General features: G+C 55.2%; 20 protein-coding genes. 5 read left to right on the top strand and 15 right to left on the bottom strand.

Translation table 11 applies throughout. The annotated features are described in order from the left end of the window. Window positions 1-137 precede the first annotated feature (137 nt). The 11 genes from PREDE_RS06405 to pckA form a co-directional block, all read right to left on the bottom strand. Complete coding sequence (locus tag PREDE_RS06405) at window positions 138-1397, bottom strand: FtsX-like permease family protein (RefSeq protein WP_005845171.1); 1260 nt, start codon at window positions 1395-1397, stop codon at window positions 138-140. Between the two features lie 13 nt (window positions 1398-1410). Next, window positions 1411-1746 carry a 30S ribosome-binding factor RbfA gene (gene rbfA / locus PREDE_RS06400; protein WP_015298559.1) on the bottom strand — a complete coding sequence of 112 codons (336 nt, stop codon included), beginning with the start codon at window positions 1744-1746 and terminating at the stop codon, window positions 1411-1413. A gap of 62 nt (window positions 1747-1808) precedes the next feature. Continuing rightward, window positions 1809-2675: a glutamate racemase gene (murI, locus tag PREDE_RS06395; RefSeq protein ID WP_005845167.1), complete on the bottom strand. Its 867-nt coding sequence runs from the start codon at window positions 2673-2675 to the stop codon at window positions 1809-1811. A gap of 25 nt (window positions 2676-2700) precedes the next feature. Further along, window positions 2701-3258 (bottom strand): OmpH family outer membrane protein, encoded by a 558-nt coding sequence (locus tag PREDE_RS06390; RefSeq protein ID WP_005845165.1) that lies wholly within the window; start codon window positions 3256-3258, stop codon window positions 2701-2703. Between the two features lie 194 nt (window positions 3259-3452). Beyond that, window positions 3453-3947: an OmpH family outer membrane protein gene (locus tag PREDE_RS06385; protein ID WP_005845163.1), complete on the bottom strand. Its 495-nt coding sequence runs from the start codon at window positions 3945-3947 to the stop codon at window positions 3453-3455. 106 nt (window positions 3948-4053) lie between these two features. After that, entirely contained in the window at window positions 4054-4602 is a 549-nt protein-coding gene (locus PREDE_RS06380; RefSeq protein WP_005845161.1) for an OmpH family outer membrane protein, read from the bottom strand. Window positions 4603-4657: 55 nt separating this feature from the next. Continuing rightward, on the bottom strand, window positions 4658-7282 hold the full coding sequence (locus tag PREDE_RS06375) for a BamA/OMP85 family outer membrane protein (protein WP_005845159.1): 2625 nt from the start codon (window positions 7280-7282) through the stop codon (window positions 4658-4660). Between the two features lie 62 nt (window positions 7283-7344). Then, window positions 7345-8085 carry an isoprenyl transferase gene (locus PREDE_RS06370; RefSeq protein WP_005845158.1) on the bottom strand — a complete coding sequence of 247 codons (741 nt, stop codon included), beginning with the start codon at window positions 8083-8085 and terminating at the stop codon, window positions 7345-7347. 13 nt (window positions 8086-8098) lie between these two features. Beyond that, window positions 8099-8779, bottom strand: coding sequence for a type IX secretion system protein PorG (gene porG, locus PREDE_RS06365; protein ID WP_005845157.1), 681 nt, complete (start codon window positions 8777-8779; stop codon window positions 8099-8101). A gap of 30 nt (window positions 8780-8809) precedes the next feature. Further along, window positions 8810-10183, bottom strand: a complete 1374-nt coding sequence (locus PREDE_RS06360) for a DUF6242 domain-containing protein (protein WP_005845156.1) — start codon at window positions 10181-10183, stop codon at window positions 8810-8812. Between the two features lie 507 nt (window positions 10184-10690). Further along, the gene (pckA, locus tag PREDE_RS06350; protein WP_005845153.1) at window positions 10691-12304 is read right to left on the bottom strand and encodes a phosphoenolpyruvate carboxykinase (ATP); all 1614 of its coding nucleotides are present in this window, start codon (window positions 12302-12304) and stop codon (window positions 10691-10693) included. Window positions 12305-12689: 385 nt separating this feature from the next. Here pckA and upp point away from each other — a divergent pair, with 385 nt between their 5' ends. After that, entirely contained in the window at window positions 12690-13349 is a 660-nt protein-coding gene (upp, locus tag PREDE_RS06345) for a uracil phosphoribosyltransferase (protein ID WP_015298558.1), read from the top strand. 136 nt (window positions 13350-13485) lie between these two features. On the opposite strand, the gene PREDE_RS06340 is transcribed toward upp, so the two are convergent. The 3 genes from PREDE_RS06340 to PREDE_RS06330 all read right to left on the bottom strand — a co-directional run bounded on the left by PREDE_RS06340 (window position 13486) and on the right by PREDE_RS06330 (window position 18651). Beyond that, on the bottom strand, window positions 13486-14493 hold the full coding sequence (locus tag PREDE_RS06340) for a 2-oxoacid:ferredoxin oxidoreductase subunit beta (protein ID WP_005845151.1): 1008 nt from the start codon (window positions 14491-14493) through the stop codon (window positions 13486-13488). A gap of 43 nt (window positions 14494-14536) precedes the next feature. Continuing rightward, a complete protein-coding gene (locus tag PREDE_RS06335; protein WP_044126916.1) occupies window positions 14537-16387 on the bottom strand; it encodes a 2-oxoacid:acceptor oxidoreductase subunit alpha in 1851 nt (616 codons plus the stop codon). 602 nt (window positions 16388-16989) lie between these two features. After that, window positions 16990-18651: a nucleoside kinase gene (locus tag PREDE_RS06330; protein ID WP_005845149.1), complete on the bottom strand. Its 1662-nt coding sequence runs from the start codon at window positions 18649-18651 to the stop codon at window positions 16990-16992. Window positions 18652-18748: 97 nt separating this feature from the next. Between PREDE_RS06330 and PREDE_RS06325 the strand changes: the two genes are divergently transcribed. From PREDE_RS06325 to PREDE_RS06310, 4 genes are all read left to right on the top strand, one after another. Further along, on the top strand, window positions 18749-20458 hold the full coding sequence (locus PREDE_RS06325) for a Na/Pi cotransporter family protein (protein WP_005845148.1): 1710 nt from the start codon (window positions 18749-18751) through the stop codon (window positions 20456-20458). A 55-nt stretch (window positions 20459-20513) separates the two neighbouring features. Beyond that, window positions 20514-22223, top strand: coding sequence for a Na/Pi cotransporter family protein (locus PREDE_RS06320; protein ID WP_005845147.1), 1710 nt, complete (start codon window positions 20514-20516; stop codon window positions 22221-22223). Between the two features lie 38 nt (window positions 22224-22261). After that, the gene (locus tag PREDE_RS06315; protein ID WP_005845146.1) at window positions 22262-23560 is read left to right on the top strand and encodes a phenylacetate--CoA ligase family protein; all 1299 of its coding nucleotides are present in this window, start codon (window positions 22262-22264) and stop codon (window positions 23558-23560) included. 163 nt (window positions 23561-23723) lie between these two features. Continuing rightward, window positions 23724-24149 carry an ACT domain-containing protein gene (locus PREDE_RS06310; RefSeq protein ID WP_015298556.1) on the top strand — a complete coding sequence of 142 codons (426 nt, stop codon included), beginning with the start codon at window positions 23724-23726 and terminating at the stop codon, window positions 24147-24149. A gap of 222 nt (window positions 24150-24371) precedes the next feature. Here PREDE_RS06310 and nhaA read toward each other — a convergent pair whose 3' ends face one another. After that, the gene (gene nhaA / locus PREDE_RS06305; protein WP_174264889.1) at window positions 24372-25694 is read right to left on the bottom strand and encodes a Na+/H+ antiporter NhaA; all 1323 of its coding nucleotides are present in this window, start codon (window positions 25692-25694) and stop codon (window positions 24372-24374) included. Between the last annotated feature and the right edge of the window lie 256 nt (window positions 25695-25950).

The raw sequence follows: 25950 nt of genomic DNA, 5'->3' as shown, positions 1-25950 counted from the left end.
AAAATGAAAGGATGCCCGCCTTGAGATAGAATGAACAGGGAGAAAACGGGGTGTTGATGCGGGGGGCGGTTCTGTGCCGGCCCCCGCATTTGGAATAAACCTCCCGATGGATGAATGCAAAAAAAGGCTTGATGCCGCTACCGAAGCTGGCGACGGCTCAATGCCTTGACGGGATACCACACGGCAAGCCAGCCGGCTACGATGACGGTGAGGAAGACGAGGAACACGTCGAGATAGTGCACACTGACGGGATAGGCATTGACCACGAAAGTGCCGTCGGCCTCGCCCATGCGCACAAAACCGTATTCTTGCTGGAGCCAGCAGAGCAGCAGTCCCAGCAAGATGCCCACAACGGCACCAATGGCACTAATCATACGACCCTCAAAAAGGAAGATGCCCGTAATCTGGTGGTCGGTGGCTCCGAGATTGCGCAGGGTGTGCACATCGTCTTTCTTGTCGATGATGAGCATCGAGACCGACCCAATGATGTTGAGACAGGCCACCACGAGGATGAACGTGAGGAAGATATAGGCCATGAGTTTCTCGATTTGCATAATCTTGAACGTGTCGGCTTGTTGCTCGAAACGGTCGAGCACGCGATAACGCGAGCCTGCCAGTTGCTGCATCCGGGATTTCACGGCCTCGAAGTCTGAGCCCGGTTTGAGTCGCAGTTCCAGGGCAGACACCATGCCCTGCTGCCCGAAGAGGTTACGGGCGAACCCAAGACTGGTGATGAGATAACGTCTGTCGTACTTGCTCTGATTCACGGAGAAGACCACTCCCGAGGCGATGAGCGAGTCGGTGACGAAGCCACTCTCGGGGTCGGAGAAATCGAACTGTCCCTCGCGCTGCGGCGCATAGATGTGCATATAGCCTTTCCACTGCGTGCCGGTGCCCAGCGTCTGGGCCAGACGCAGCCCAGGCGTTCCGTATTGCAGGTTGGCCGTGTGCAGCTGGAACTGTCCGTCACCATAGAGAATCTCGGTGATGTGGGTGAGGTCGGCAAAGTTGTCGTCCACTCCTTTCACGGTCACCATGGCCTGTCTGCCGTTGTAGACGGCTAAGGCCATGTCTTCCACGGTTTCCGTGGCTACCTCCACTTGGGGCAGTTGGCGTATCTGGGTGAGTATCGGATCATCGGCAGGAGCCGTCTTTCCACTCACGGGCATCACCTTGAGTTGCGGGTCAAAGTTGGTGAAGAAGCTCGCCACCAAATCGTGAAATCCGTTGAACACCGAGAGTACAATGACCAGTGCCGTCGTTGCCACAGCCACGCCGATGACCGAAATCAGCGAGATGATGTTGATGGCATGCGTCTTCTTTTTGGAGAAGAGATAGCGATGGGCAATGAAGAGGGAGAAAGGGGAGACCGAAGAATGGTTGAGATTCTGCTTCATGGTTGCCGGGAGGTTACTTCTTCAGCAGCTCGTCGATGCGATCGATATAGTCGAGGCTGTCGTCGATGAAGAAGCGCAGCTCGGGAATGATACGCAGCTGGTTGCGCACGCGTCGGCCCAGCTCGTAGCGGATGCTCTTTTCGTTGGCTGTGATGTTCTGCAGCAACTGCTCTCCTTGTTCGGAGGGAAAGATGCTGAGATAGGCCGAGCAGATGCTCAAGTCGGGGCTGATGCGCACACGAGTGACGCTGATGAGCACGCCGTGCATCTGGCGTGTCTGGGCCTGGAAAATCTCGGCCAGCTCCTTTTGGAGCAGACGTGATATTTTGTTCTGTCTGGTTTCTTGCATAACTTTTGATTTGAAATCATGAATTTTTAACTGAAAACGCTTGGCTTCCAACCTTTCGCCGCTCATTCCCGGTTACCCAGCTCAATATGCTCCACGTCTATTTTCTCGCGGAGGAACACGGAGGCAGACTCTTTGAAGCGTTGGGGACTTTCTGTGGTGAAGTATCGGACGGAATGTCCTTTACTGAGCCGGCTCTCCATGTCGGCATGCCGGTGAAGATAGTTTTTCAGGCTGTCGGCCACATATTCGCCTTGGGGGACGAGACGGATGCCATCGTGCACGTATTTCAGAATCTTGGGCATGAGCAAAGGAAAATGGGTGCAGCCCAGGATAATGGTGTCTATGTCGGGATCTTTGACCATGAGCTGGTCGAGGCGTTTCTTGACAAAATAGTCTGCCCCGGGCGAGTCGGCTTCGTTGTATTCTACAAGGGGCACCCAGAAAGGACAGGCTTGTCCGGTGACCTGGATGTCGGGCCAGAGCTTGGCTATCTCCAAGGCATAGCTATGACTCCTGACTGTACCTTCGGTGGCCAATAGACCCACATGGTTGTTGCGGGTGAGTTTGCCAATGACTTCGGCTGTGGGTCGGATGATGCCCAGCACGCGACGGGAGGAATCCCAGTGGGGCAAGTCGTTCTGCTGGATGGAGCGCAGGGCTTTGGCCGAGGCGGTGTTGCAACCCAGAATGACCAGCCGGCATCCCATCTCGAAGAGTTTCCTCACGGCCTGCCGCGTGAATTCATAGACCACATCGAACGAGCGGGGGCCATAGGGAGCACGGGCATTGTCGCCCAGATAGACGTAGTCGTATTGTGGCAGCAGCTGACGGATGCCATGGAGAATGGTAAGTCCGCCGTATCCGGAGTCGAAGACCCCGATGGATGTGCCCTCGCTGGGAGGCAAAATGGAAAGTGAAGAGGAATCCATAAGCAGACGCGGATGGGTGTGAGGCTTACTTGGTCTCGGCCTTGACAGCCTCAGAGATGTCGATTCCCAAGGTCGTGTTGACATAGGGAACGGCATCATTGTCAGTGTTGAGTACGAAAGCAAGTCCCTTTTCGCGCCCCACTTTCTGGATGGCCAAGGCAAGACGGTCGCGCAATGGCTTGTAGGCTTCTTCCTCTGCCTGGTGCATCAGTCGCCGGGCTTCCTGCTTGAAAGCCATGTTCTTCTCCATGAGGTCTTGCAGTTCGGCTTGTCGCTTTTGCAGGATGGAGGGGGCAAAGTTGTGTTGCCCGTCGAGGAACAGCTCGTATTTCTGATTGAACTCTTCCTCCACGCGCTTCATCTCTTCATCGTACTTGGTGCGCAAGGCATTGAGATTGTGCTGGGCGATGGTGTATGTGGGCATGGCATGGAGAGCGGCTTGATAACTGAGATAGCCAAAGTGCAGGGTGGCGCCGGCAGTGGGGAGTATCTGCTGGGGCTGCTGGATGGGCTCGGCTGTGGTTTGGGCCGGTGTGGTTTGGGTGGCCATGACAAGTAACAGGAGGAGGGAGATATGTTTCATTGCGATATGTTCTGATTCGTGATTTGGAGATTCACGGGGGTGGAGCAGACTTGGTGAGGGAGTGGCAGGGAGCCCGTAAGGCGACAAAGAAGTTAAGACAGGATGCACGTGCCGATGGTTGGCACGGGCAACGGGTCTTAACTTCTCCTGTCTCTGACGGTCTTCCGTTTGGGAGACCTATGATGAAATGGGAGTTACTTCATCTTGCTGAGCTCGGACTGCACTTTGGAGGTCACGTCCTCTACGTTGGATCCTGTGTAGACAGCAGCACCTTCTTCAAAGATATAGGTGAAGCCACCGGCGTTGCCCACGTTGGTGATGGCATTGCGCACCTTGGCCACGACGGGCTGCATCTTCTCCTGCTGGGCCTTTTGCAGGGCCTGCTGGTTGTCCTGATAGGTCTGCTGAATCTTCTGATAGAGTTGCTGAAGTTCCTGCTCTTTCTGTTTCTGAGCGGTGGCATTCATGGTGCTTTTGCCCTTGTCGTAGGCATCGCTCTGACGCTGCAGCTCGTCCTGCATGCTCTTCAAGTCGTTTTCATACTGCTTGGCCGTGGCCTCAAGTTCACCATTGATCTTGGAAATCTCGGGCAGGGACTGCATGATGGTCTGGGTGTTCACCTTGCCGAACTTCTGGGCAAAAGTGGCCAAGGGGGCCATCAGCATCATCATTAAAAATAGTTTTTTCATTTCTTTTCTTATGTTTTAATTATGGTTTGTACTTTATTGTCGATGTTGTGATGGCTTCCTTGCCATTCTTTCATCTTGTCACTTTGTGTCTTTTTGTCCTTGGGGCTTATTTGCCATAGCCCAGTTTCTCAAGCACCTCGTTGGAAATGTCTATCCTGGGTGAGCCAAAGATGATGGCTGTGTCAGAGGCACGGTCGAGCACAAGGCTGTAGCCGCGGAGGTCGGAAATCTCTTTGACTGCATTGTATACCTCTTCTTGAATAGGGGTCATGAGACTTTCACGCTTTTTGAAGAGTTCGCCTTCGGGACCGAAATACTTTTTCTTCAGGTCGGCAGCCTCTTTTTCCTTGGTCATGATTTGCTCCTGCTTAGTCTTTTTTTGCTCTTGAGACAGGAACACCACCTCGTTCTGGTAGTTTTTGTACATGGTGGCAGCCTCGGTATTGAGGGCCTCTACCTCGGCCTGCCACTTCTTGGACACCTGATTGAGTTGCTCGTTGGCACGCTCATAGGCTGGGATGTTCTTCATCACATACTCCATGTCGACCAGCGCAAACTTCTGGGCACTGACAGCAAATGGTGTGACAGTAAAAACGGCAATCAGCAGAAAGGTTCTGACCCATGCTGTTGTTTTGAAATGACGTATGGTTTTCATTGCTTATCCTCTCCTTTTAATTTTTCTCTTATTGAACTTATCTTTTCCTCAATGCTTAGAACTCCTGTCCGAGTACAAAGTGGAACTGGCTGCCGCCCTTGGTGCCAAACACCTTGTCGAAGCCGTAGGCCCAGTCGATACCCATGAGTCCGACCATAGGCAGGAAGATACGAACACCTACGCCGGCCGAGCGTTTCATATTGAAAGGATTGAAGTTCTTGGTTTCGGTCCAGGCATTACCGCCTTCGAGGAACGTCAGTCCGTAGATGGTGGTGTTGCCCAACATGAACGGGTAACGGAGTTCCAGCGAGAAGCGATCGTAGGCGTAGCCCTCGTAGCCGTAGGGAGTGAGTGATCCATTCTCGTAACCGCGCAGCCCAATGGTTTCCTCGGCATAGCTCGTGGAGTAGCCGCTCATACCGTCGCCACCCATATAATAGGTCTCGAAAGGCGACTTCTTGTTCTTGTTGTAGCTGCCGAGCAAGCCCATCTCGATACGTGTCATCAGCACGAAGCACTTCTGTGCACTGCCGAGAGCGGTAAAGGTACGTGACTTGAACTTCCACTTGTGGTACTCAATCCACTTGTACTTCTCCTGCTGTTCACGGTTGTAGGAAGCCGATCTGGGATTGGTGGCGAGATTCTTATAGTCCTTGCCGTCCCAGGCCGACCATGGCGGAGTGATGGTGACACTGGCCGAGAACTCAGAGCCGCGATGCGGGAAAAGCTGGTTGTCGGTGGACGAACGGTCGAGCGAGATGCTGAGATTCAGATTGTTGGAGTTACCTGTAGTGAGCAGGAAATAACGCCAGTTTTTCAGCATGTAGCGCGTGTAGGACAGTTGCAGCGAGAGTGTGAAGTAATCGTCGGGCCACCGTAGACGCTTGCCCCATCCCAGACTGGCACCGATGAGCTGCACATATTTGTCGGGGTCGTAATAGTTCTCGTAGTTGGAGTAGTTGTAGCCATAGCTGCTTGACCCAAGCATATAGTTATAGTAACTGTTCCGCCAAGCCGAGTTGTAGTAGTTGCTTGACACGTCGGTCTGCTTGGAGTAGAACATGCTGAACGAGAACTGAATGGGGCGCTTGCCGCCAAACCATTGTGTGGAATAGCTTCCGTTGTAGCTCTGATAGTATTTTCCGTTGGTCTGCACACCGAGCGAGAGCTTCTCGCCGTCGCCCACAGGCATGATGCCCCGATGCTCTTTATTCTTGTTGAAGAGGTTGGCCATGGAGAAGTTGTTGAGCGTGAGGCCTACCCGGCCGATGACGCCTGTCTGTCCCCATCCGAGTGAGAATTCCACTTGGTCGTTGGACTTCTGCTCCAAGTTCCAGTTCACGTCTACCGTGCCATTCTCATAGTTGGGTTTTATATCGGGCGCAACTTTCTCCGGATCGAAGTGCCCCATGGAAGCCAACTCGCGCGCCGAACGCATGAGAGCCTCTTTGGAGAAGAGGTCGCCCGGCTTGGTGCGGAGTTCACGGCGCACAACATTCTCGTAGAGACGGTCGTTTCCGTTGATGCGCACATGGCTGAGGTGAGCCTGTGGCCCCTCCACGACACGCATTTCCAGGTCGATGGAGTCGCCCACGATGTTCACTTCTGTAGGCGTGATACTGGAGAATACGTAGCCGTTGTTGTAGTAGAGATTGCCCACGGCATCGTCATCCTCGGAGAGGCGCTTATTCATGAGCTTCTGGTTGTAGACATCACCGGCCCTCATGGTGAGCAGACCGGAGAGATAATCGGAGTTGTACACCGTATTGCCCACCCAATGCAGGTTGCGGATGTAGTATTTCTGCCCCTCGGCTACCTTGACAAATACATTGACGTGCTTGGGGTCGTTGTTCCACACACTGTCTTCCAAGATGGCTGCATCGCGGTATCCCAGCTCGTTGTATTTCTCAATGAGTTTTTCCTTGTCTTCTTTCCAGCGCTCGGGTGTGTACTTTTTGGATTTCAGGAACGACGAGAGCTTGCCAGCTTCGTGGGTTTTGGCAAAGGCCCCTTTAGAGAAGAGACCGCCCTTTATTTTAGCGTCGCTGAGCTTCTCGTTGCCCTCGATGATGATGTTGCGAATCTTCATCTTCTGCTTCTTGTCGATGATGACGTCCAGAATCACCTGGTTCTTAGCGGTCACGTCATCGCGCTGGCGTATCTCGATGTCGGCGTTCTTGAATCCCTTGTCATCGAAGTATTTCTTGGCCAGAATCTTGGCACGGTCAATCATGTTGGGCGTAATTTGTCCGCCTTTCATCATGCCCAGTTTCTGTTCCATGTCCTCGCGTTCACTCTTTTTGAGTCCGGTATAGTTGATTTCAGAGACGCGTGGGCGCGGCTTCAGCGCAATATGCAGGTATACCTTGTTGCCCACGAGCGAGTCTGCGGCGATTTGCACGTCGGAGAAGAGCCCATGTTTCCAGTAACGCTTCACAGCATCGGTAATCTCGTTGCCCGGCAACGAAATATGCTGGCCTATGGCCAACCCGGAGATACCGGTCAGCGTGTAGTCTTCATAACCGTCCATGCCTGAGACATTGAACCCCGCGATGACGACATCGCGCGGCGTTCCGGCATAGGTGATGTCCGGGTGGATAATCTTGTCCTGTGCTTCAGCTCCCATGCAGCAGGCCATGGCCACGAGGGTTGCAAATATCTTATTCTTGTTATGGTGCATCGTATGTTGGTTTGGGTTACCCTGTTACCTTTGCTCTTTTAGCTTTTGTTCCTTTCACCTTATTATATATATGCTTCTCCTTCTACCTGTGCTTCGGTCTTGCCGAATCTTCGTTGGCGATTCTGATAGCTGGCGATGGCCTGATGGAGGTCGCCCTCGTCGAAGTCGGGCCAGTAGGTATCACAGAAGTAGAGTTCAGAATAGGCAATCTGCCAAAGCAGGTAGTTGGATATGCGCAGCTCACCGCCGGTACGGATGAGCAGGTCGGGGTCTGGCATAAAATGGGTTTCCAGATGCTGGCTGATGGTGTCTTCGGTAATGTCGTTGACGGCCAGTGTACCCTCTTTCACTTCGGTGGCAATGTGTTGGGCGGCGCGTGTCAATTCCCATCGTGAGCTGTAGCTCAATGCCACAACCATTGTCATGGCTGTATTGTAGGCTGTGCGCTCCATCATACCCTTGATTTTTTCTTGCACATTGCCAGGCAGACGGTCCATCTCGCCCACCATGCGGAATCTTACATTGTTCTTATGAAAGAGTTCTTCCTCCAGAAACTCGATGATGAGTCCCATAATTGCGGCAACCTCTGATTCGGGCCTACTCCAGTTCTCGGTAGAAAAAGTGTAGAGGGTGAGATACTTCACACCCAGACGTGTACATTCGGAGGTGATGCGCTTGACGGTCTCTACACCTGCCTGATGGCCATAGCTGCGGTCTTTTCCACGTTCCATGGCCCATCGTCCATTGCCATCCATGATGATGGCAACGTGCTGTGGAATTCTTGTTCTGTCGAGTTCTGTCATATCGCTTGTCGCTTTATTCCTTATTACATGTCCTGCACTTCGCCATGAGGCTGTAGCTGAGTGTCACTTGCAATGCCGTGTAGCAGTCGGTGTTCTTGAAGAGGCCGCTGCTCTTGATATAGTAGGGATCTTTCACTCCGTCGAGTTCGTCGCTCTGTGCCCAGTGGATGGCCCACTCCAGTCCGAGGTTGGTTCGGTCGCCCATCTTGTATTTCAGGCCGATGCCTACAGGTACATTGAGTGCAAACTTTCCTTTGGCTCTCGTATCGGCGTAGGTGCCGCCCAATCCGGCAAAGACAAACGGCGTGAGGCGTTTGGCCCCGCGATAGTCGCGGCCGGTGCCGTAGGGCCAGAAGTTATATTCGTATGTCAGGCACACGTCGTAGAGTCCGTTCTTGAACGTGTAGGGAGTCCTGGCGTAGTCGGGATAATAGGTTTGCACGTCGGCCGACGAGCCTTTCATGGTGCCATAACTCACATTCATGCGCAGTCCCATGTAGGGATTGAATACATAGCGGGCCAGGAGCGTAGCCATGGGCTGCAGGTTTTTGGTGATGTTGCCGTTGAAGTCGCCCAGATACCCATTGATACCCACACCGCCTCCTATCTCCATGCGGTATTCCGGGTCGTCCTGCGCCTTGGTCGAAATGGCAGCAACCGTCAGCACGGCTATGAGTGTCAGCAGCTTCCTCATCCCTTGTTACCTGATACCTGTTGTGTGCGGTTATTCGGTGAAAGATTTCTGTTCAGTGGCCCAGCTCAAGCGGGCGAGGCGTCCGCTCCAGATTTGATTTTCGCCATTCTTGGACAGATGGATGTAGTTGTCGCCGTCTGCAGTCATGGTGAACGCGCCGGCCGACTTGCCGAAACTGGCGGGCAGGACATAGGCTGTGGTCTTGATCCAGGTGAGCCCTTCGTCATTGCTGAAATAGAACGACGTGAAGTCACCGCCAATGGCCAGTATGCCGCCGTCGTAGCCGATGGCCTGGAGATTGGCCAAGGCCGGGAGTTTCTTGCGGTTGTATTCGTCGGCCGGATAGAAAGCCCAAGGCTGGTCTTGAGAGCCGCTGGCATTTTCTTCCACCTTGCGCCATATCTTGGTTTCGCCGTTTCTGGTTCCCACAATCACCAGGTCGTTGGTGTGAGCATTGGTTTTCGAGGCCTTGCAAACGAAGTTAAGGTTGTCTGTGGGCAGGTTGGCGGTCTCGTCGTCCAAGCTGTCGGTGGTCCATGTGGCACCGTTGTCGGCCGAACTGGAGATGCCGACAGCCGTCAGAGCGTAGAGGCGGACATCACTGGCACCGATGATTTGCGTCAGCTCGGCATTGGAACTTACTTGTTTCCAACTCTCACCATCGGCAGACTGCATCACCTTGCCTCCCTCGTCGAGCACGTAGAGCATGCCATCCTTGGCTACAACACTCTGGTAGGCTGCTGCCGAAAAGGTCGTGGTAAGCTGTGTATAGGTGGTTCCCGTTTGCTTGAGTACCACAGTCTTTCCTGATTTCACACCAAAGATGTAGGTCTGCTTGTTGCTTACAATCAGCTTGCGTCCCTCCACACCGTCGAGTGCATCGACGGCATGCCGGTTCCAGCTCATCTCTTGGCCGGTCTGTTGGTGCACGTTCAGCTTGACCGTGTATTCCCGCCAAGCTGTGCCCCGGAGGCTGTAAACACGTATACGCAGAGGCGAAGAGAAGTCGAGAGAGTCGGTACTGGCATAGTAGGTCAGGCTGTCCTTTCCTTCTTTGTCCCTGAGATTCAGGACAATGGTTCCGCTGTTTTTGGTTGTGACGGAGCACACCACCTTGGAGGCGTCCGTGCCATAGCGCAGCGAGTCGGGGTTGTAAATCAGTTGTTTTTGGTGGTCAATGTAGAAAGTATAGGTGCTGGCACTGTAGTTGGAAGTGTATATGCTGTCAGTTACACCGTCAGAAGCTGTGGTGTGGAGATGCCGTTTTACCGTGGTCAGAGAGAATGCTGTCACGGCCGTATCATCATAGTAGGTTATGTCTTCGTCATTGTTGTTGCTCAGGCACGAGGTCATTGAGACCGTGGCTGAGACCATCATGGCCCATGACAATAACTTCTTAATCATTGCGCGCAATTTAGTTGATTTAGCTGCAAAATTACTTAGAAATATCCAAAATTGCGCCACTTTTGAGGCTTTATTATGTAAAATATTGGTTTATAGCGTGTTTTTTAAGGTTGTTTAGAAGTTTGCCTCAACAAGGCAAACAAAAAAGGCAATACGATCACTCGCACTGCCTCTTTGTAAGAATAATGTTAACGGATGCTGGTATGTACCAAAGCAATAATACTAAGAGCGGTCATCAACATGACCAATACCAGCATCACGACTGATTCAAAATCTAATAACATAATCCTAATCTTTACCTTAAAAATCTATCAAACTACTAACCTAATGAAACTTTATGTGAATCTTCTCACGAAGACTGTGCAAAGTTACGTCAAGTTTTTGACGAAACCAAATATATTTGCACATTTTTATTATTTTAAGCAGCCTTTTTGATTTAGGTCAATCTAAAAAGCCCGCCTCCATCGGAGGCGGGCTTGATGATTTGTGATTCCGTGAATCGGATGCTTAGAGCTGGGGACCGGCAGCCACGAGAGCCTTGCCGGCTTCGTTACCCTCGTACTTCTTGAAGTTCTTGATGAAGCGGGCGGCCAGATCCTTGGCTTTCTCCTCCCACTGAGTAGCGTCAGCGTAGGTGTCGCGGGGATCGAGGATGTTGGTGGCTACGCCCTCGAGCTTTGTGGGAACGGTGAAGTTGAAGTAAGGAATCTGCTTGGTCGGGGCAGCGTCGATGCTGTGGTTCAGGATGGCGTCGATGATGCCGCGGGTGTCGCGGATAGAGATACGCTTGCCTGTTCCGTTCCAGCCAGTGTTCACGAGATAGGCCTTGGCGCCGCTCTTCTCCATCTTCTTCACGAGCTCTTCAGCATACTTCGTGGGGTGCAACTCCAAGAAAGCCTGGCCGAAGCAAGCCGAGAATGTGGGCGTGGGCTCGGTGATGCCACGCTCTGTACCGGCCAGCTTGGCGGTGAAGCCAGAGAGGAAGTAGTACTTCGTCTGCTCAGCGTTCAGGATAGATACGGGAGGCAGCACGCCGAAAGCGTCGGCACTCAGGAAGATCACCTGCTTGGCGGCGGGGCCCTGAGAGGTGGGACGCTGGATATTCTTGATGTGATAGATAGGATAGCTTACGCGGGTGTTCTCGGTCACGCTCTTGTCTGCGAAGTCAATTTTGCCGTTCTTGTCAACGGTAACGTTTTCCAGCAGGGCGTCGCGGGTGATGGCGCCGTAGATGTCGGGCTCAGCCTCTTTGTCGAGGTTGATCACCTTGGCATAGCAGCCACCCTCGTAGTTGAACACGCCCTCGTCGTCCCAACCGTGCTCGTCGTCGCCGATGAGCTTGCGCTTCGGGTCGGTGGACAGTGTGGTCTTGCCCGTGCCGGACAGGCCGAAGAAGATGGCGGTGTTCTCACCGTTCATGTCAGTGTTGGCAGAGCAGTGCATGGAAGCCATGCCCTTCAGCGGGAGGAAGTAGTTCATCATCGAGAACATACCTTTCTTCATCTCGCCGCCATACCATGTGTTGACGATAACCTGCTCCTTGCTGGTTACGTTGAACACAACGGCAGTCTCAGAGTTCAGGCCGAGTTCCTTATAGTTCTCCACCTTGGCCTTGGAGGCGTTGTAGACGATGAAATCGGGCTCCTGCTCGAAGTCGGCCTCGCTCTGAGGACGGATGAACATGTTGGTCACGAAGTGAGCCTGCCATGCCACCTCCATGATGAAGCGCACTTTCATGCGGGTGTCCTTGTGCGTGCCGCAGAAACCGTCGACCACGAACAGACGCTTGTTTGACAGTTCCTTCTTGGCGATTTCCTTCACGGCGGCCCAAGCCTCCTTGGTGGCCCTGTGGTTGTCGTTCTTGTACTCCTCGGAAGTCCACCATACGGTGTCGTGAGAGTTCTCATCGTCAACGATGAACTTGTCCTTAGGAGAACGGCCGGTGTAGATACCAGTCATGACATTGATGGCGCCGAGCTCAGTTTCCTGGCCCACCTCGAAACCTTCAAGGCCTTCCTTGGTCTCCTCGTTAAATAACACCTCGTAAGTAGGATTGTAGAGAACCTCTTTGGTTCCCGTGATGCCGTACTTTTCCAGTACGCTCTTGTCAAACTTTGCCATTTTCTAATTCAATGTATTAAGTTGTGAATAAATGCTTTTTACCCTTTGTCGGACTGGAGTTACATGGCTCCAAACTATCCTTATACGCCCACAAAGTTACGTAAATTGTGATGAACGGCCAACTTTCATTTTGTAAAAATACGGCCTCTCTGTCCTTTTTAGGTTAAAGAATACAAAAACAGAGACGCCCTTTTTGGATTTGCTATTTAGACTTTGCAAAAATTCGGCACTCCCATACCGGGGTAGGGCAGGGCCCGTGCCGCAGTCGTGATTTCCCGATCAAGGCGCGATGCCGGGATGGTTCAACTTTTCCGGGATTTGTCTTTCCCATCCCAGAGAAAACGAGTATCTTTGCACGAATTTAACAAAAAGCCATTCTGCAAATATGAAAATCATCAACCTGAGCGAGCACAACTCCATCATCAATCAGTATATGGCGGAGATACGTGACAGGGAGTATCAGAAAAACCGGTTGCTTTTCCGCAACAACATTACGCGCATAGGTGAGTTCGAGGCCTTTGAAATCTCGAAGACGCTCGACTATGAGCCGCAGGACATCGAGACCCCGCTGGGCTTTTCCCAGGTGAACGTGCCCACCGACAAGATAGTGCTGGCCACCATCTTCCGTGCCGGACTGCCTTTCCACAATGGCTTCCTCAATGTGTTCGACCATGCCGGCAATGCGTTTGTCAGCGCCTATCGCGAGTACAAGGACGAGGAACACACCAAGGTGGGCATTCATGTGGAGTATCTGGCCACACCGAGCATCGACGGCAAGAACCTGATTATCGCCGACCCGATGCTGGCCACCGGCGGCAGTATGGAGCTGGGATACAGGGCATTCCTCACCAAGGGCACGCCCAAGCGCATCCATGTGGCCTGTGTCATTGCCACGCCCGAGGGCATCGCCCACATCCAGAAAACGTTCCCCGAGGACAAGACCACCATCTGGTGTGCCGCCATCGACCCGGGCATGAACGACCACAAGTACATCGTGCCGGGCTTCGGCGATGCCGGCGACCTGTGCTACGGCGGCAAACTGTAGGCCGGACCCCTTGTTGCCCCCTATGGTTTAACCTGTCCTCCCTCCACGCTGCGGCCCTGCGCAATACCCGAAAACCGGGATGCGCTGGGCCGCGGCGTGGAGGGAGTTTTTCTTGTTGGGAAGTGAAGCCTGGGCCTTACTCCACTTCCCAAATATCGTTGGTCTCGAGCAGCTCGGTGAAGTTGTGGTAGGCTTTCTGTTGGCTTACCTCTTCAATTTGCCGGTTCACGGCCTCGTCGTAGGTCGGCGCCTGCACGTCACGGATGACGCCAAGGGCCACCGGGAAGCCGTGTTCGTTGTCCATCATGGCCAGTTTGAGCTGTAGCGTCTTGTCCTCGCAGTGGCTGTCGTGAATCAGGATGTCGTCCATCGTGTATCCGTCCTTGCCGATTTCGACCACTTTCAGGCCGAAACCCTCCTGCACCAGTCCGTACCTGTCGTCCTCGCCAAACACCAGCGGCTTGCCGTCTTCCACGTAGATGGCATTCTGCCGGCGCCCCTCCTTGCTGTAAATAGACTCGTGGGTGCCGTTGTTGAAGATGACGCAGTTCTGCATAATCTCGCACACGGAGGCCCCCTTGTGCCGTTGGGCGGCCTTGAGCACCTCGATGGTGCCCGTGGAGTCGGTGGCCACGGCGCGGGCAAAGAAGCGGCCGCGGGCACCGAAACAGAGTTCGGCCGGGCGGAACGGGTCTTCCACCGTGCCGTAAGGACTCGATTTCGACACGAAGCCGCGGGGCGATGTGGGGGAGTACTGGCCCTTGGTGAGGCCGTAGATGCGGTTGTTGAGCAGAATGATATTGATGTCCACGTTGCGGCGTATGGCGTGAATGAAGTGGTTTCCGCCGATGGCCAGCCCGTCGCCGTCGCCGCTAATCTGCCACACGGTGAGCTCCGGGTTGGTCACTTTCACGCCCGTGGCGATGGCGGCGGCCCGGCCGTGAATGGTCTGCATGGCGTAGGCATTGACGTAGTAGGGCAGTCGGCTGGAGCATCCGATGCCCGAGATGACGGCCGTCATGTGCTGTGGAATGCCTATCTCGGCCATGGCCTTGTGCAGCGAGGCCAGGAAAAAGTGGTCGCCGCATCCGGGACACCACCGGGGCAGTCCTTTCTTGAAATCTTGCGCTGTAAGTGTTTCCATAAATGTTTTCTTGTCTTGAGGGGCGGGCTGTGGGCCCTGCCGGTTAGTCGTTGATGATTTTCTCGAAGCTGGCCACGAGGTCCTCCACGTTGAAAGGCTGGCCTTTCACCTCATTATATTGGTAGGGCACGAAGCCGTTGATCTTCATGCGCAGGTACCCGGCAAACTGTCCCAGGTTCTGTTCGGCCACCACCACTTTGGGGTAGCGGCGCATCACGGCCTCGGTATTGGCCGGCAGCGGGTTGATGTACTCAAAGGGAGCGCATGCCGTTTTGTAGCCTTTGGCACGCAGTGCCTGCATGGCGGAGTAGAGGTGTCCGTAGGTGCTGCCGAAGCCAACGATGAGCAACTGTGCGTCGTCAACGTCGCCGAGCACCTCCACGTCGGGCACTTCGATGCGGGCCACTTTCTCTGCCCGCAGGTGGTCCATGCGGTCGTGGTTCTCGGGCTCGGTCGATATGGCTCCCGTGGCCCCGTCTTTCTCCAGTCCGCCCAGGATGTGGGCGTAGCCCTCCTGGCCGGGCACGGCCCAGTATCGGGCGGCTGTTTGCTTGTCGCGGCGGTAGGGCGTGTAGAGCCCTCGCATCTCCGGGCCGGCGTAATGGGGCTGTATGTCGGGCAGTTTGTTGATGTCGGGCAGCCGCCATGCCGCCGATCCGTTGGCGATAAAAGCGTCTGTAAGCAGGATGACGGGCGTGAGATGCTCCAGCGCCATCTTGGCTGCCGTGTAGGCTGCCTCGAAGCAATTGGTGGGGCTGGTGGCGGCAATCACGGGGATGGGCGACTCGCCGTTGCGCCCGTAGAGGGCCTGCAGCAGGTCGGTTTGCTCGCTCTTGGTGGGCAGACCGGTAGACGGACCGCCGCGCTGCACATTGACGATGACCAGCGGCAACTCGTCGATGACAGCCAGATTGATGGCTTCCGACTTGAGGCAGATGCCGGGCCCCGAGGTCGACGTGGCGGCCAGCGCACCGGCAAAGGCCGCCCCGATGGCACTGGCGCAGCCGGCAATCTCGTCTTCGCACTGCACGGTGGTCACGCCCAACGACTTGTGTTTGGACAGCTCGTGCAGGATGTCGGTGGCCGGCGTGATGGGGTAGGAGCCCAGAAAGAGGCGCAGCCCCGCTTTCTCGGCGGCGGCCATCAGGCCGTAGGCCGTGGCCTTGTTGCCCGTGATGTCCATGTAGCGGCCCGTCTCCTTGTGCCTGGAGTCGATGCGATAAGTGTTGGGCACCGAGGCGTGGGTGTTGGCCCCGTAGTGGTATCCGGTCTCCACCACCCTCATGTTGCACTCGGCCAGTCCCGGCTTCTTGCCGAACTTGGCCTTCAGAAAGTTGTCCACCAGCCGCAGGTCGCGGTTGAAGAGCCAGCACACCAGCCCCAGGGCGAACATGTTGCGGCACTTCAGGATGGACTTGTTGTCCATTCCACTGTCGGCCAGACACTCGCGCACCATCGTCGTGATGGGGCAGGCGATGAGGCGATCGGTGTCGAGTCCCATCTCCTCGAAGTAGTATTCGCTGTTGATTTCGGCCTTTTTCAGGTCGGTCTGCCTGAAGCAATCGGTGTCGATGATGATGCAGGCCTGCGGCTTGGCATACTTGTATTGCGTCTTCAGCGCGGCGGCATTCATGGCCACCAACACGTCGCACTTGTCGCCCGGAGTATAGACACGGCCCTCGCCGATGTGTACCTGGTAGCCCGATACGCCCGTGAGCGAACCCTGCGGAGCCCGGATGTCGGCCGGATAGTCGGGGAACGTGGAGATGCCGTTGCCCACGATAGCCGATATGGTTGAGAAAATGTTGCCGGCCAATTGCATGCCGTCGCCGGAATCGCCGGAGAACCGCACGACGACGTCCTCGAGTTCTTTCACCTCTAATTCTTCTGCCATCATGTTTTCTGCGCTTTTAGTTTTTGGTTTTATTTTGGGATCAAAGATAGTAAACTTTGGGCAACGCGCAAATAAAAAAGCGTATTTATATTTATCTTTCTCCCGATTTTCTTCGGTATGCAAGTTGCGGCCCCTTGTGACAGAACGGCTGCAAACGGCTGCGGGCGGGGCCTCGTGGGGGGCGGTTGGCCGGGTTGCGGTTCCATGACGTGGACGCCATCTTGTGGACATGCTACGTTTTTGGCTGAATGATTATGCCGTAAACGCCGTGCGATTACGGCGTAGCAGCCGCGCGTTTGCGGCGCAATCGTCGTGCGATTACGCCGTTGTTCAGACAGGAAAACGGGGAATTTCAGATAGAAAGAAAGAGTTGTTCAGACAGAAAAGATGGTATTTTTAGACAGAACAACATAACAACATGTTTCTGAATAGCCGGTGATTGGCGGGCCGGCACAAAGGCCGGCTCCTACGAGCATCCCTCTATATCATCCTATTTGTCCTATAATTGCCTAACAAATAGTGCCAGTAACGACGAATGGCGAATGGCTGCTTAACTCCCGTCGGCCATTTTGAATTTTGAATTCTGAATTTTGAATTGGGCATTAATACTTGAACGAGCTTCCCCCCAGAAACTCGCGCAACAGGCTGGTGGGCGGGATGTCGCGGTTGGGAATGGGGCTCAGGTATTGCAGGAACTTGCGCAGTCGGTAGGCCTCGGAGTGCTCCTCGCAGTTCTCGGGCACCAGCTCCAGCAGGGGTTCGGCCTGTTGCCGGATGACCGCCAGCTCGAAGAGCATGGCCGAGTTGAACATGGCGTCGGCGTTTTCTTGGTAGGGAAAGATCCACTTGTTCTCGCCGGCGCGCACCGACGGCCAGCGGCGGATGGTCTCGCGGGCGTTCACTCCTCGGTATTTGTAGTCGCGGATGATGCGGCGCAACAGCCTGTTGTCGGTGGTAGGAATGTAGTTATGGTCGTCGAGCAGGATGGTGGTGAGGGCCGAAACATAGACGCGGAACTTCTGTGCCTCGGGTATCTGCGCCGTGAGCTCCGGGTTGAGGGCGTGGATGCCCTCGACCACGAGCACGTTGTTGTCGGCCATGCGCAGCCGCCGGCCGCCGCTTTCGCTCATGCCCGTCTGGAAATTGTACTTGGGCAATTGCACCTCCTCGCCACGGAAGAGGGCGTTGAACTGCGCGTTGAGCAGGGGCAGGTTGAGGGCGTAGAGGCTCTCGTAGTCGAACTCGCCGTGGGCGTCGAGCGGCGTGTGGGCGCGGTCCACGAAGTAGTCGTCGAGCGAAATCTGCAGCGGTTTGAGGCCGTTGGCCAGCAGTTGGATGCTGAGCCGCTTGCACGCCGTGGTCTTGCCCGATGACGAAGGGCCGGCCAGCAGCACCAGCCTCACGTCCTTGCGGCTGGCTATCTCGTCGGCAATCTGCGATATTTTCTTCTCTTGCAGGGCCTCCGACACGTTGATGAGGTCGGTGGCCCGCCCGGCATTCACCATCTCGTTGAAGTCTCCCACGGTGCGGATGCCCATGATGCGCTGCCACCGATGGTGCTCCTTGAAGATCTCGAACATCTTTTCCTGATGGACGAACTGGGGCAGCACGCCCGGCGTCTTCAGGTCGGGGATGCGCAGCAACAGGCCGTCGTAGAACGGCTCCAGCCCGAAGAGATAGAGCTGCGAGGTGTTGGTGAGCAGGGCTCCGTAGTAATAATCCACGTAGTCGTCTATCCGATAATAAGTGGTGTAGATGGTGCCGATGCTGCGCAGCAGCTTCACTTTGGCCTCGTCGCCCTTGTCCTCGAACATGCGGATGGCCTCCTCGGTGGGCACTTGGTGGCGGGTGATGGGCATGCGGGCGTCGACAATCTGCTGCATGCGCCCCCTGATGCGGTCCACGTCGGCCTGTTCCACGCTGCGGCCTATCTGCAAATCCACGTAGTATCCGTTGCTCACCGGGATGTCGATGTTGACCCGGCTCTTGGGGTAGAGGTCGTGCACGGCCTTGCAGAGCACGAAGAAGAGCGTGCGCGAATAGTTGCGCGAGCCCGACCCGGAGGTCATGTCGAGAAACTCCACGTCCTTGTTGTGGTAGAGTCGATAGTGCATTCCCTCCACCTTATTATTGACTTTGGCGCAGATGGGACCGTAGTCCATTTTGAGATTTAACGTTTGGTAAACATCAGAAAGTGAGCTGCCAATGTCTGCCTTTAATGTTTTTTTATTATTTTTGCAACGGATTTGTATCATTTGTTTCATTTCGAGGCTGCGGCGTTGATGTGACAACGCACGCAGTCAAAGTTAGAAATTATTTTGCAATCCGCCAATACGATGACACGACAAATAAACTAAATTTATGTCGATTTGGATTTTGTTTAGGCTGATCGGCTCGCTCGCGCTCCTCATGTTCGGCATGAAGTCGATGAGTGACAGCCTCCAAAAGATGGCCGGCCCCCAGTTGCGGCATGTGCTTGGAGCAATGACCACCAACCGTTTCACCGGCATTCTCACCGGGACGTTCATCACCGCAGCCGTCCAGTCGTCCACCGCCACCACGGTGATGACCGTTAGCTTTGTCAACGCCGGGCTGCTCACGCTGGCCCAGGCCATCTCGGTCATCATGGGAGCGAATATCGGAACCACGCTCACGGCCTGGATCATGTCGGCTGGGTTCGCGTTCAACATCACCGATTTTGTGTGGCCCGCCTTCTTCGTCGGCATCATTCTCATCTACTCCAAGCGGCGCAAAATCATCGGTGACTTCCTTTTTGGCGTGAGCTTCATGCTCCTGGGTCTGGGCACCCTGCGGCAAACCGGCATCGACATGGACCTCGCACACGACGCCCCCGTGCTGGCTTTCTTCTCCTCTTTCGACCCCGACAGCTTCGTCACCACCATTGTTTTCCTCCTCATTGGCAGCGTGCTCACCATGTGTGTGCAGAGCTCTGCCGCCATCATGGCCATCACGATGATACTCTGTTCCACGGGCGTGCTGCCCATTTATCAGGGCATTGCGCTGGTCATGGGCGAGAACATCGGCACCACTGTCACCTCCAATCTGGCCGCCCTCACAGCCAATACGCAGGCGCGGCGGGCGGCTTTCGCCCACATGGTGTTCAATGTTTTTGGCGTGGTGTGGGTGCTTGCGGTGTTCCATCCTTTCATCAACATGATATGCAGCTGGGTGGGCTTCGACGTGACGATGGCCAAAACCGACCCCGGCTTCTTGGCCAATGCCGCCCGGCTGAGCTTTGTGCTGGCCGCTTTCCACACCACGTTCAACGTTACCAACACGCTCATTCTGGTGTGGCTGGTGCCCCAGATGGAGAGGTTGGTGTCGTGGGTCATCAAGCCCAAGGCCCACAAGGATGAGGATGACTTCCGTCTGCGCTTCATCCAGACCGGTATCATGAAGACCCCCGAGCTCTCCGTGCTCGAGGCGCAAAAGGAGATACAGAGCTTCGCCGAGCGCATACAGCGCATGTTCGGCATGGTGCGCGAACTGCTGGGCGAGCGCGATACCGACAAGTTTGTGAAGCTATACACCCGCATTGAGAAGTATGAGGGCATCGCAGACAATATGGAAGTCGAGATCGCCAACTACCTGGACAACGTGTCCAACGCTCATCTGAGCGACGAGACCAAGGAGAAAGTGCGGGCCATGTTGCGTGAAATCTCCGAGATAGAGAGCATCGGCGACAGCTGTTTCAACCTGGCCCGCACCATCAAGCGTCGGGTGAACAGCAAGGAAGACTTCACCGACAGGCAGTATGAACACATTCATCAGATGTTCGAACTGACCGACGACGCCCTGAGCCAGATGAACCTGATGTTCCAAGGACACCGTGCCGACCTCGACGCCAACCGTTCGTTCAACATCGAGAACGAAATCAACAACTACCGTGACCAGCTGCGCACGCAGAACATCACCGACGTGAACAGCCACACTTATACCTATACCATCGGCACCATGTACATGGACGTCATTCAGGAATGCGAGAAACTGGGCGACTATGTGGTCAATGTCGTCGAGGCCCGCATGCGTGTAAGGCAGTCGGAGGCATAGGTCTGGTTGCAGTGAATTTCTATTATTATATCACATTAATCCAACCATTCGTTTTATGAGTGAAAGTTACTGGGTCGTTTTTTTGCAGATTCTCGGATCGCTGGCCCTCCTGATTTACGGCATGAAAGTGATGAGCGAAGCCTTGCAGAAGATGGCCGGCGCGCAGTTGCGACACATTCTTGGCGCGATGACCACCAACCGTTTCACCGGCCTTGCCACTGGTGCTTTCATCACCTGCGCCGTGCAGTCGTCTTCGGCCACCACGGTGATGACGGTGAGTTTCGTCAATGCCGGTCTGCTCACGCTGGCCCAGGCCATCTCCGTCATCATGGGTGCCAACATCGGAACCACGCTCACAGCTTGGATCATGTCGCTGGGCTACAACGTTGACCTCACGATGGCCGTCTTCCCGGCTTTCTTTGTCGGCATCATCCTCATCTATACCAAGAAGAGCCGCTACGTGGGCGACTTCCTCTTTGGCATCGCCTTTCTCTTCTTCTCGCTGGTGTTGCTCAGCAACGCCGGCAAGGCGCTCGACCTGGAGCACAACCCTGCCGCCATCAGCTTCTTCTCGTCGTTCGACACGGGCAGCCACCTCACCATCCTGATTTTCCTGCTCATCGGCACCGTCATCACCTGCGTCGTGCAGAGCTCGGCCGCCGTCATGGCCATCACCATCCTGCTCTGCTCCACGGGCGTGCTGCCCATCTATCTGGGCGTTGCACTGGTCATGGGCGAGAACATCGGCACCACCGCCACGGCCAATCTGGCGGCCCTCGGGGCCAACACCCAGGCCCGCCGTGCCGCCTTTGCCCACCTGCTGTTCAACGTGTTCGGCGTGGTGTGGGTCATGTTGTTGTTCTATCCCTTTGTGGGCATGGTGTGCCGGCTCGTGGGCTACGACCCCGATGCCACCACTTACACCGTGGCACAGCGGGTCGCCCTGCTGCCCATCGTGCTGGCTGCGTTCCATACTTGTTTCAATGTAACCAACACGGCGGTGCTCATTTGGTTCATTCCGCAGATGGAAAAAGTGGTCTGTGCCATCATCAAGAACAAGGAGAAAGGTGAGGACGACGACTTCCGTCTGCGCTTTATCCAGACCGGAATCATGAAGACCCCCGAGCTCTCGGTGTTCGAGGCCCAGAAAGAGGTACAGAGTTTCGGTGAGCGCATGCAGCGCATGTTCGGTATGGTGTGCGAGCTGCTCGACGAGAAAGACAAGTCGAAAGCCGAAAAACTGGCCGCCCGCATCGAGAAATATGAGAGCATTGCCGACAACATGGAGATTGAAATTGCCAAATACCTCGACTCCGTGAGCAACGCCCACCTGAGCGACGAGACCAAAGGCAAGATACGTTCCATGCTTCGCCAAATCACCGAGATAGAGAGCATCGGCGACGCCTGCAACAACATGGCCCACACGCTGGTGCGCAAAGGCGCCTACAAGGACGACTTCACGGCCAAGCTCTACGAGCAGGTGCGGCAGATGTTCAACCTCACCGACATGGCGCTTTCACAGATGGTGGTGTTGCTTACAGGCCATAAAGACGAGCTGGACGTTGACCGATCGTTTGCCATTGAGAACGAAATCAACCGGCTGCGCAACCAGCTGCGTCAGCAGAACATCAACGATATTGACAACCACGAGTACAGCTACGCCATGGGTACGCTCTATATGGACCTCATTCAGGAGTGCGAGAAGCTGGGCGACTATGTGGTGAACGTGGTCGAGGCACGCATGGGCGTGCGTCAGGCCGGATAGTCAAGACCTATTGTCAGAGAGAAAACAGACTGTGACTTATGATTTGGAATGAGACGATGGAGTGCATGGACCGCGGCCAGCTGCGCGAAATCCAGAGCCGACGACTGCGGAAAATGGTGGATTATGTCTACCACAACACCCCCTTTTACCGCAAGAAGTTCCAGGAAACGGGGCTTCTTCCCGAGGACATTCGCGACATCGACGACATCGCGAAACTGCCTTTCACCGACAAGCTCGACCTGCGCGACAACTACCCCTTCGGGTTTGCCGCCGTGCCGATGAGCCAGATTGTGCGCATCCATGCCTCGTCGGGCACCACGGGCAAGCCCGTCGTGGCCCTTTACACACGCAACGATCTGGCCCAGTGGACGGAGTCGCTCTCGCGGGCCTTCACCTCATTCGGTGCCGACCGCAATGACATTTTCCAGATTTCCTACGGCTACGGCCTCTTCACTGGCGGCCTCGGGGCTCACTCGGGAGCCACCAATATCGGGGCCAGCGTTATTCCCATCTCCTCCGGCAACACGCAGAAACAGATCACGCTGATGCACGATTTTGGGGCCACGGCCCTCTGCTGCACACCCTCGTATGCCATGTTTCTGGGCGAGGCCATGAAGGAATCGCCTTGGGACAAGGACGATTTCAAGCTGCGCATCGGGGCTTTCGGCGCCGAGCCGTGGACGGAGAGCATGCGCCGGAAACTGCAGGACGCACTGGGCATCAAGGCTTACGACATCTACGGACTGAGCGAGATTGCAGGCCCCGGCGTGGGCTACGAGTGTGAGTGCCAGCACGGCACCCACCTGAACGAGGACTACTACTATCCCGAAATCGTGGATCCCGAGACGGGCCAGGCCCTGCCCGAGGGCACGGTGGGCGAGCTTTGTTTCACCCATCTCACCAAGGAGGGCATGCCGCTGCTGCGCTATCGCACCCACGACCTCACGGCGTTGCACTACGAGAAGTGTGCCTGCGGCCGCACCTTTGTGCGCATGGACCGCATCCTGGGACGCTGCGACGACATGCTTATCATCCGTGGCGTCAACGTGTTCCCCACGCAAATCGAGGCCGTCATCCTGAGCCTGACGGAGTTTGAACCCCATTATCTGCTCACCGTCGACCGCGACAACAACACCGATACCACCGAACTCCGGGTCGAGGTGAAAGAGGAATACTTCAGCGACGAGATGGGGCAGATGGTGCGGTTGCAGAAGAAACTCGAGAACGAACTGCGCAGCGTCATCGGCCTGGGCTTCAAAGTGAGACTCGTAGAACCCAAGAGCATCGAGCGAAGCACGGGCAAGGCGCGGCGCGTCATCGACAACAGAAAGATGTGATAATTCAAAATTCAGAATTCAAAATTCAAAATTTCCCAATACCGCTTCTCATCTTTCCCCATCCCAACATCGAGCTTTTTAGTCCCAGCTTTAGGATTTCCCAATCCCAACGATGAGATTTTTTAATCCGAAAGAAGAGGCATTTACATTTAAAATTCACGTTATGCTGGCAAAACAACTGTCTATATTTCTGGAGAACAAGTCGGGCCGTCTCACCGAAGTGACCGAGGTGCTGGGCCGTGCGGGGGTGAACCTCTCGGCCATGAGCATTGCCGACAACAGCGATTTCGGCATTCTGCGCTGCATTGTGTCCGAGCCGGACAAGGCCTACACCGTGCTCAAGGAGGCCGGATTCACGGTGAAGATAACCGATGTCATCGGGCTCACGGTGCCCAACACGCCCGGTGCGCTTGCCATCATCCTGCAATATCTGTCGGCCGCCGGCGTGTTCATCGAGTACCTCTACTCCTTTGCCAACGGCGACGGGGCCAACGTTGTCATTCGTCCGAGCGACCTCGCGGCTTGCGAGCGCATCCTCTTGGAGAAGCGGGTAGACCTCATTGCCGCCAGCGACCTCTACCGCATGTAAGGCTGTGGCTGCAGGCAAGAGGGCCGAGGACGCACGTCCGAGGCTGCCCGCCCTGCGCCGAGTGCGGCCGATGCACTCCCAGAATGGCTGGTGTGGCCTTTTGCCACACTGGGCAGGAGCCCTGCGAAGTGGTGCCTGAAGCCCTTGACTGCGGACAAGGGCACGGCGGTAGGGGAGGAGAAACCGTATTGCCGCGGAGCCTTGTCGGCTGTCCGGCAGGTGTCATGACTTCTTTTTCAGAAGGCGATAGCCAATGAATCCACCCATGATGGAGGCGGCAAAGATGCCGACTTTGGCCTGAATGTAGTTGTCTGGATTGTCGAAAGCCAGCATGGTGACAAACATGGACATGGTGAATCCGATGGAGGTAAGGAAGCCCACTCCCGTGACGGTGCGCCAGTTCATGGAGCGGGAACGCTTGCCCAGCCCCGTCTTTTCGGTGAGCCACACCGTCAGGACGATGCCCAGTGGCTTGCCCAACAGCAGTCCGCACAGCACTCCCGGTGCCACGTGGTTTGTGTTCAGCACGTGAATATTCATGTCCACAAGCGACACTCCCGTGTTTGCAAGGGCAAAGACGGGCATGATAACGAAGAAAACCAAGGGGTGCAGGCTGTGCTCCAGACGCTGGAGCGGAGGCATGGCCTGCACGGAGTCGGCCTTGACGCGGGAGAGAATCTCAAGCTGTTCGGGCTCAAGCGTTCTCACGTCGTTGGGCTCTGACTGCTCAAATTGCCGCGTGAGCTTTTTCATGCGGGCTATGAATGCAGCCTCGGGGATGCGGGAGTCGGCAGGGATGACCATGGCTGCCAGAACGGCGGAGATGGTGGCATGGATGCCCGACATGAGGAAAGCCACCCAGACACCGCCTATTCCCAGAAGGCCGTAGAACCACACATTCTTCACCCCAAGCCGGTTGCCGACGAACATGACGAGGAGGAAAGACAGCCCCACAACAAGGTTGCCGACCGAGATGTGCGAGGTGTAGAACAAGGCAATGACCACCACCGACCCCAAATCGTCCACGATGGCGAGCGTGGTGAGAAACACTTTCGCAGAGATGGGAACGCGGTTGCCCAGCATGTAGAGCACGGCCAGGGCAAACGCAATGTCGGTCGCCATGGGGATTTCCCAGCCGTGGGCCACGGGCGTTCCGAGGTTGAACAGCAGGTAGATGCCCGCAGACAGCAGCATGCCCATGACGGCAGCCGCCACCGGGAGGGTGACTTTGCGCAGGTTGCGCAGCTCGCCGCCGATGAACTCACGCTTCAGCTCGAGTCCCATGACGAAGAAAAACATCGACATCAAGCCGTTGTTGAACCAGTGTTCGATGCTGAAATTCAGAAAGGGCTGCCCGTCGAAGACAAAGCCGAAGTGGTGTTCCAGCAATTGCGCGTACTCCTCGTGCAGGGGAGAATAGGTCAGTATCAGGGCCAGCGCGACGAATAGGGCCAGCACGATTCCGCTCGACTTCTCCCGTTGCAAAAACTGTAACGTCGGGATAATCATGCGGTTTTCTATATTCTTTTGGTATTGTTGTTTCAGCATCTTGTTGCAAATCATTGAGCTTCCTATTCTTTCAGGGTGTCGAAAAACCGCATCCTTTGGTCAAGGCCCCTGTCTTTTCCATGGCCCAAGTCTGGTCGCCGTGGTGGTCTTTATGCTGTAAAATGGGTTGCATGATTCTTCTATAAGCATAAATGCCATACGATAAAGATTGTGGAAAAAGGTGAAAAACGGGGCGGCTCAGTCGATTTGTACTGCGTTTAACAATTTTTCATGCTTTCTCGCCGCCTTTTCG

Source organism: Prevotella dentalis DSM 3688 (assembly GCF_000242335.1).
GTDB lineage: Bacteria > Bacteroidota > Bacteroidia > Bacteroidales > Bacteroidaceae > Prevotella > Prevotella seregens.
Note: the sequence above shows the minus strand (reverse complement) of the source record. Positions and strands in the feature narration are given on the sequence as shown.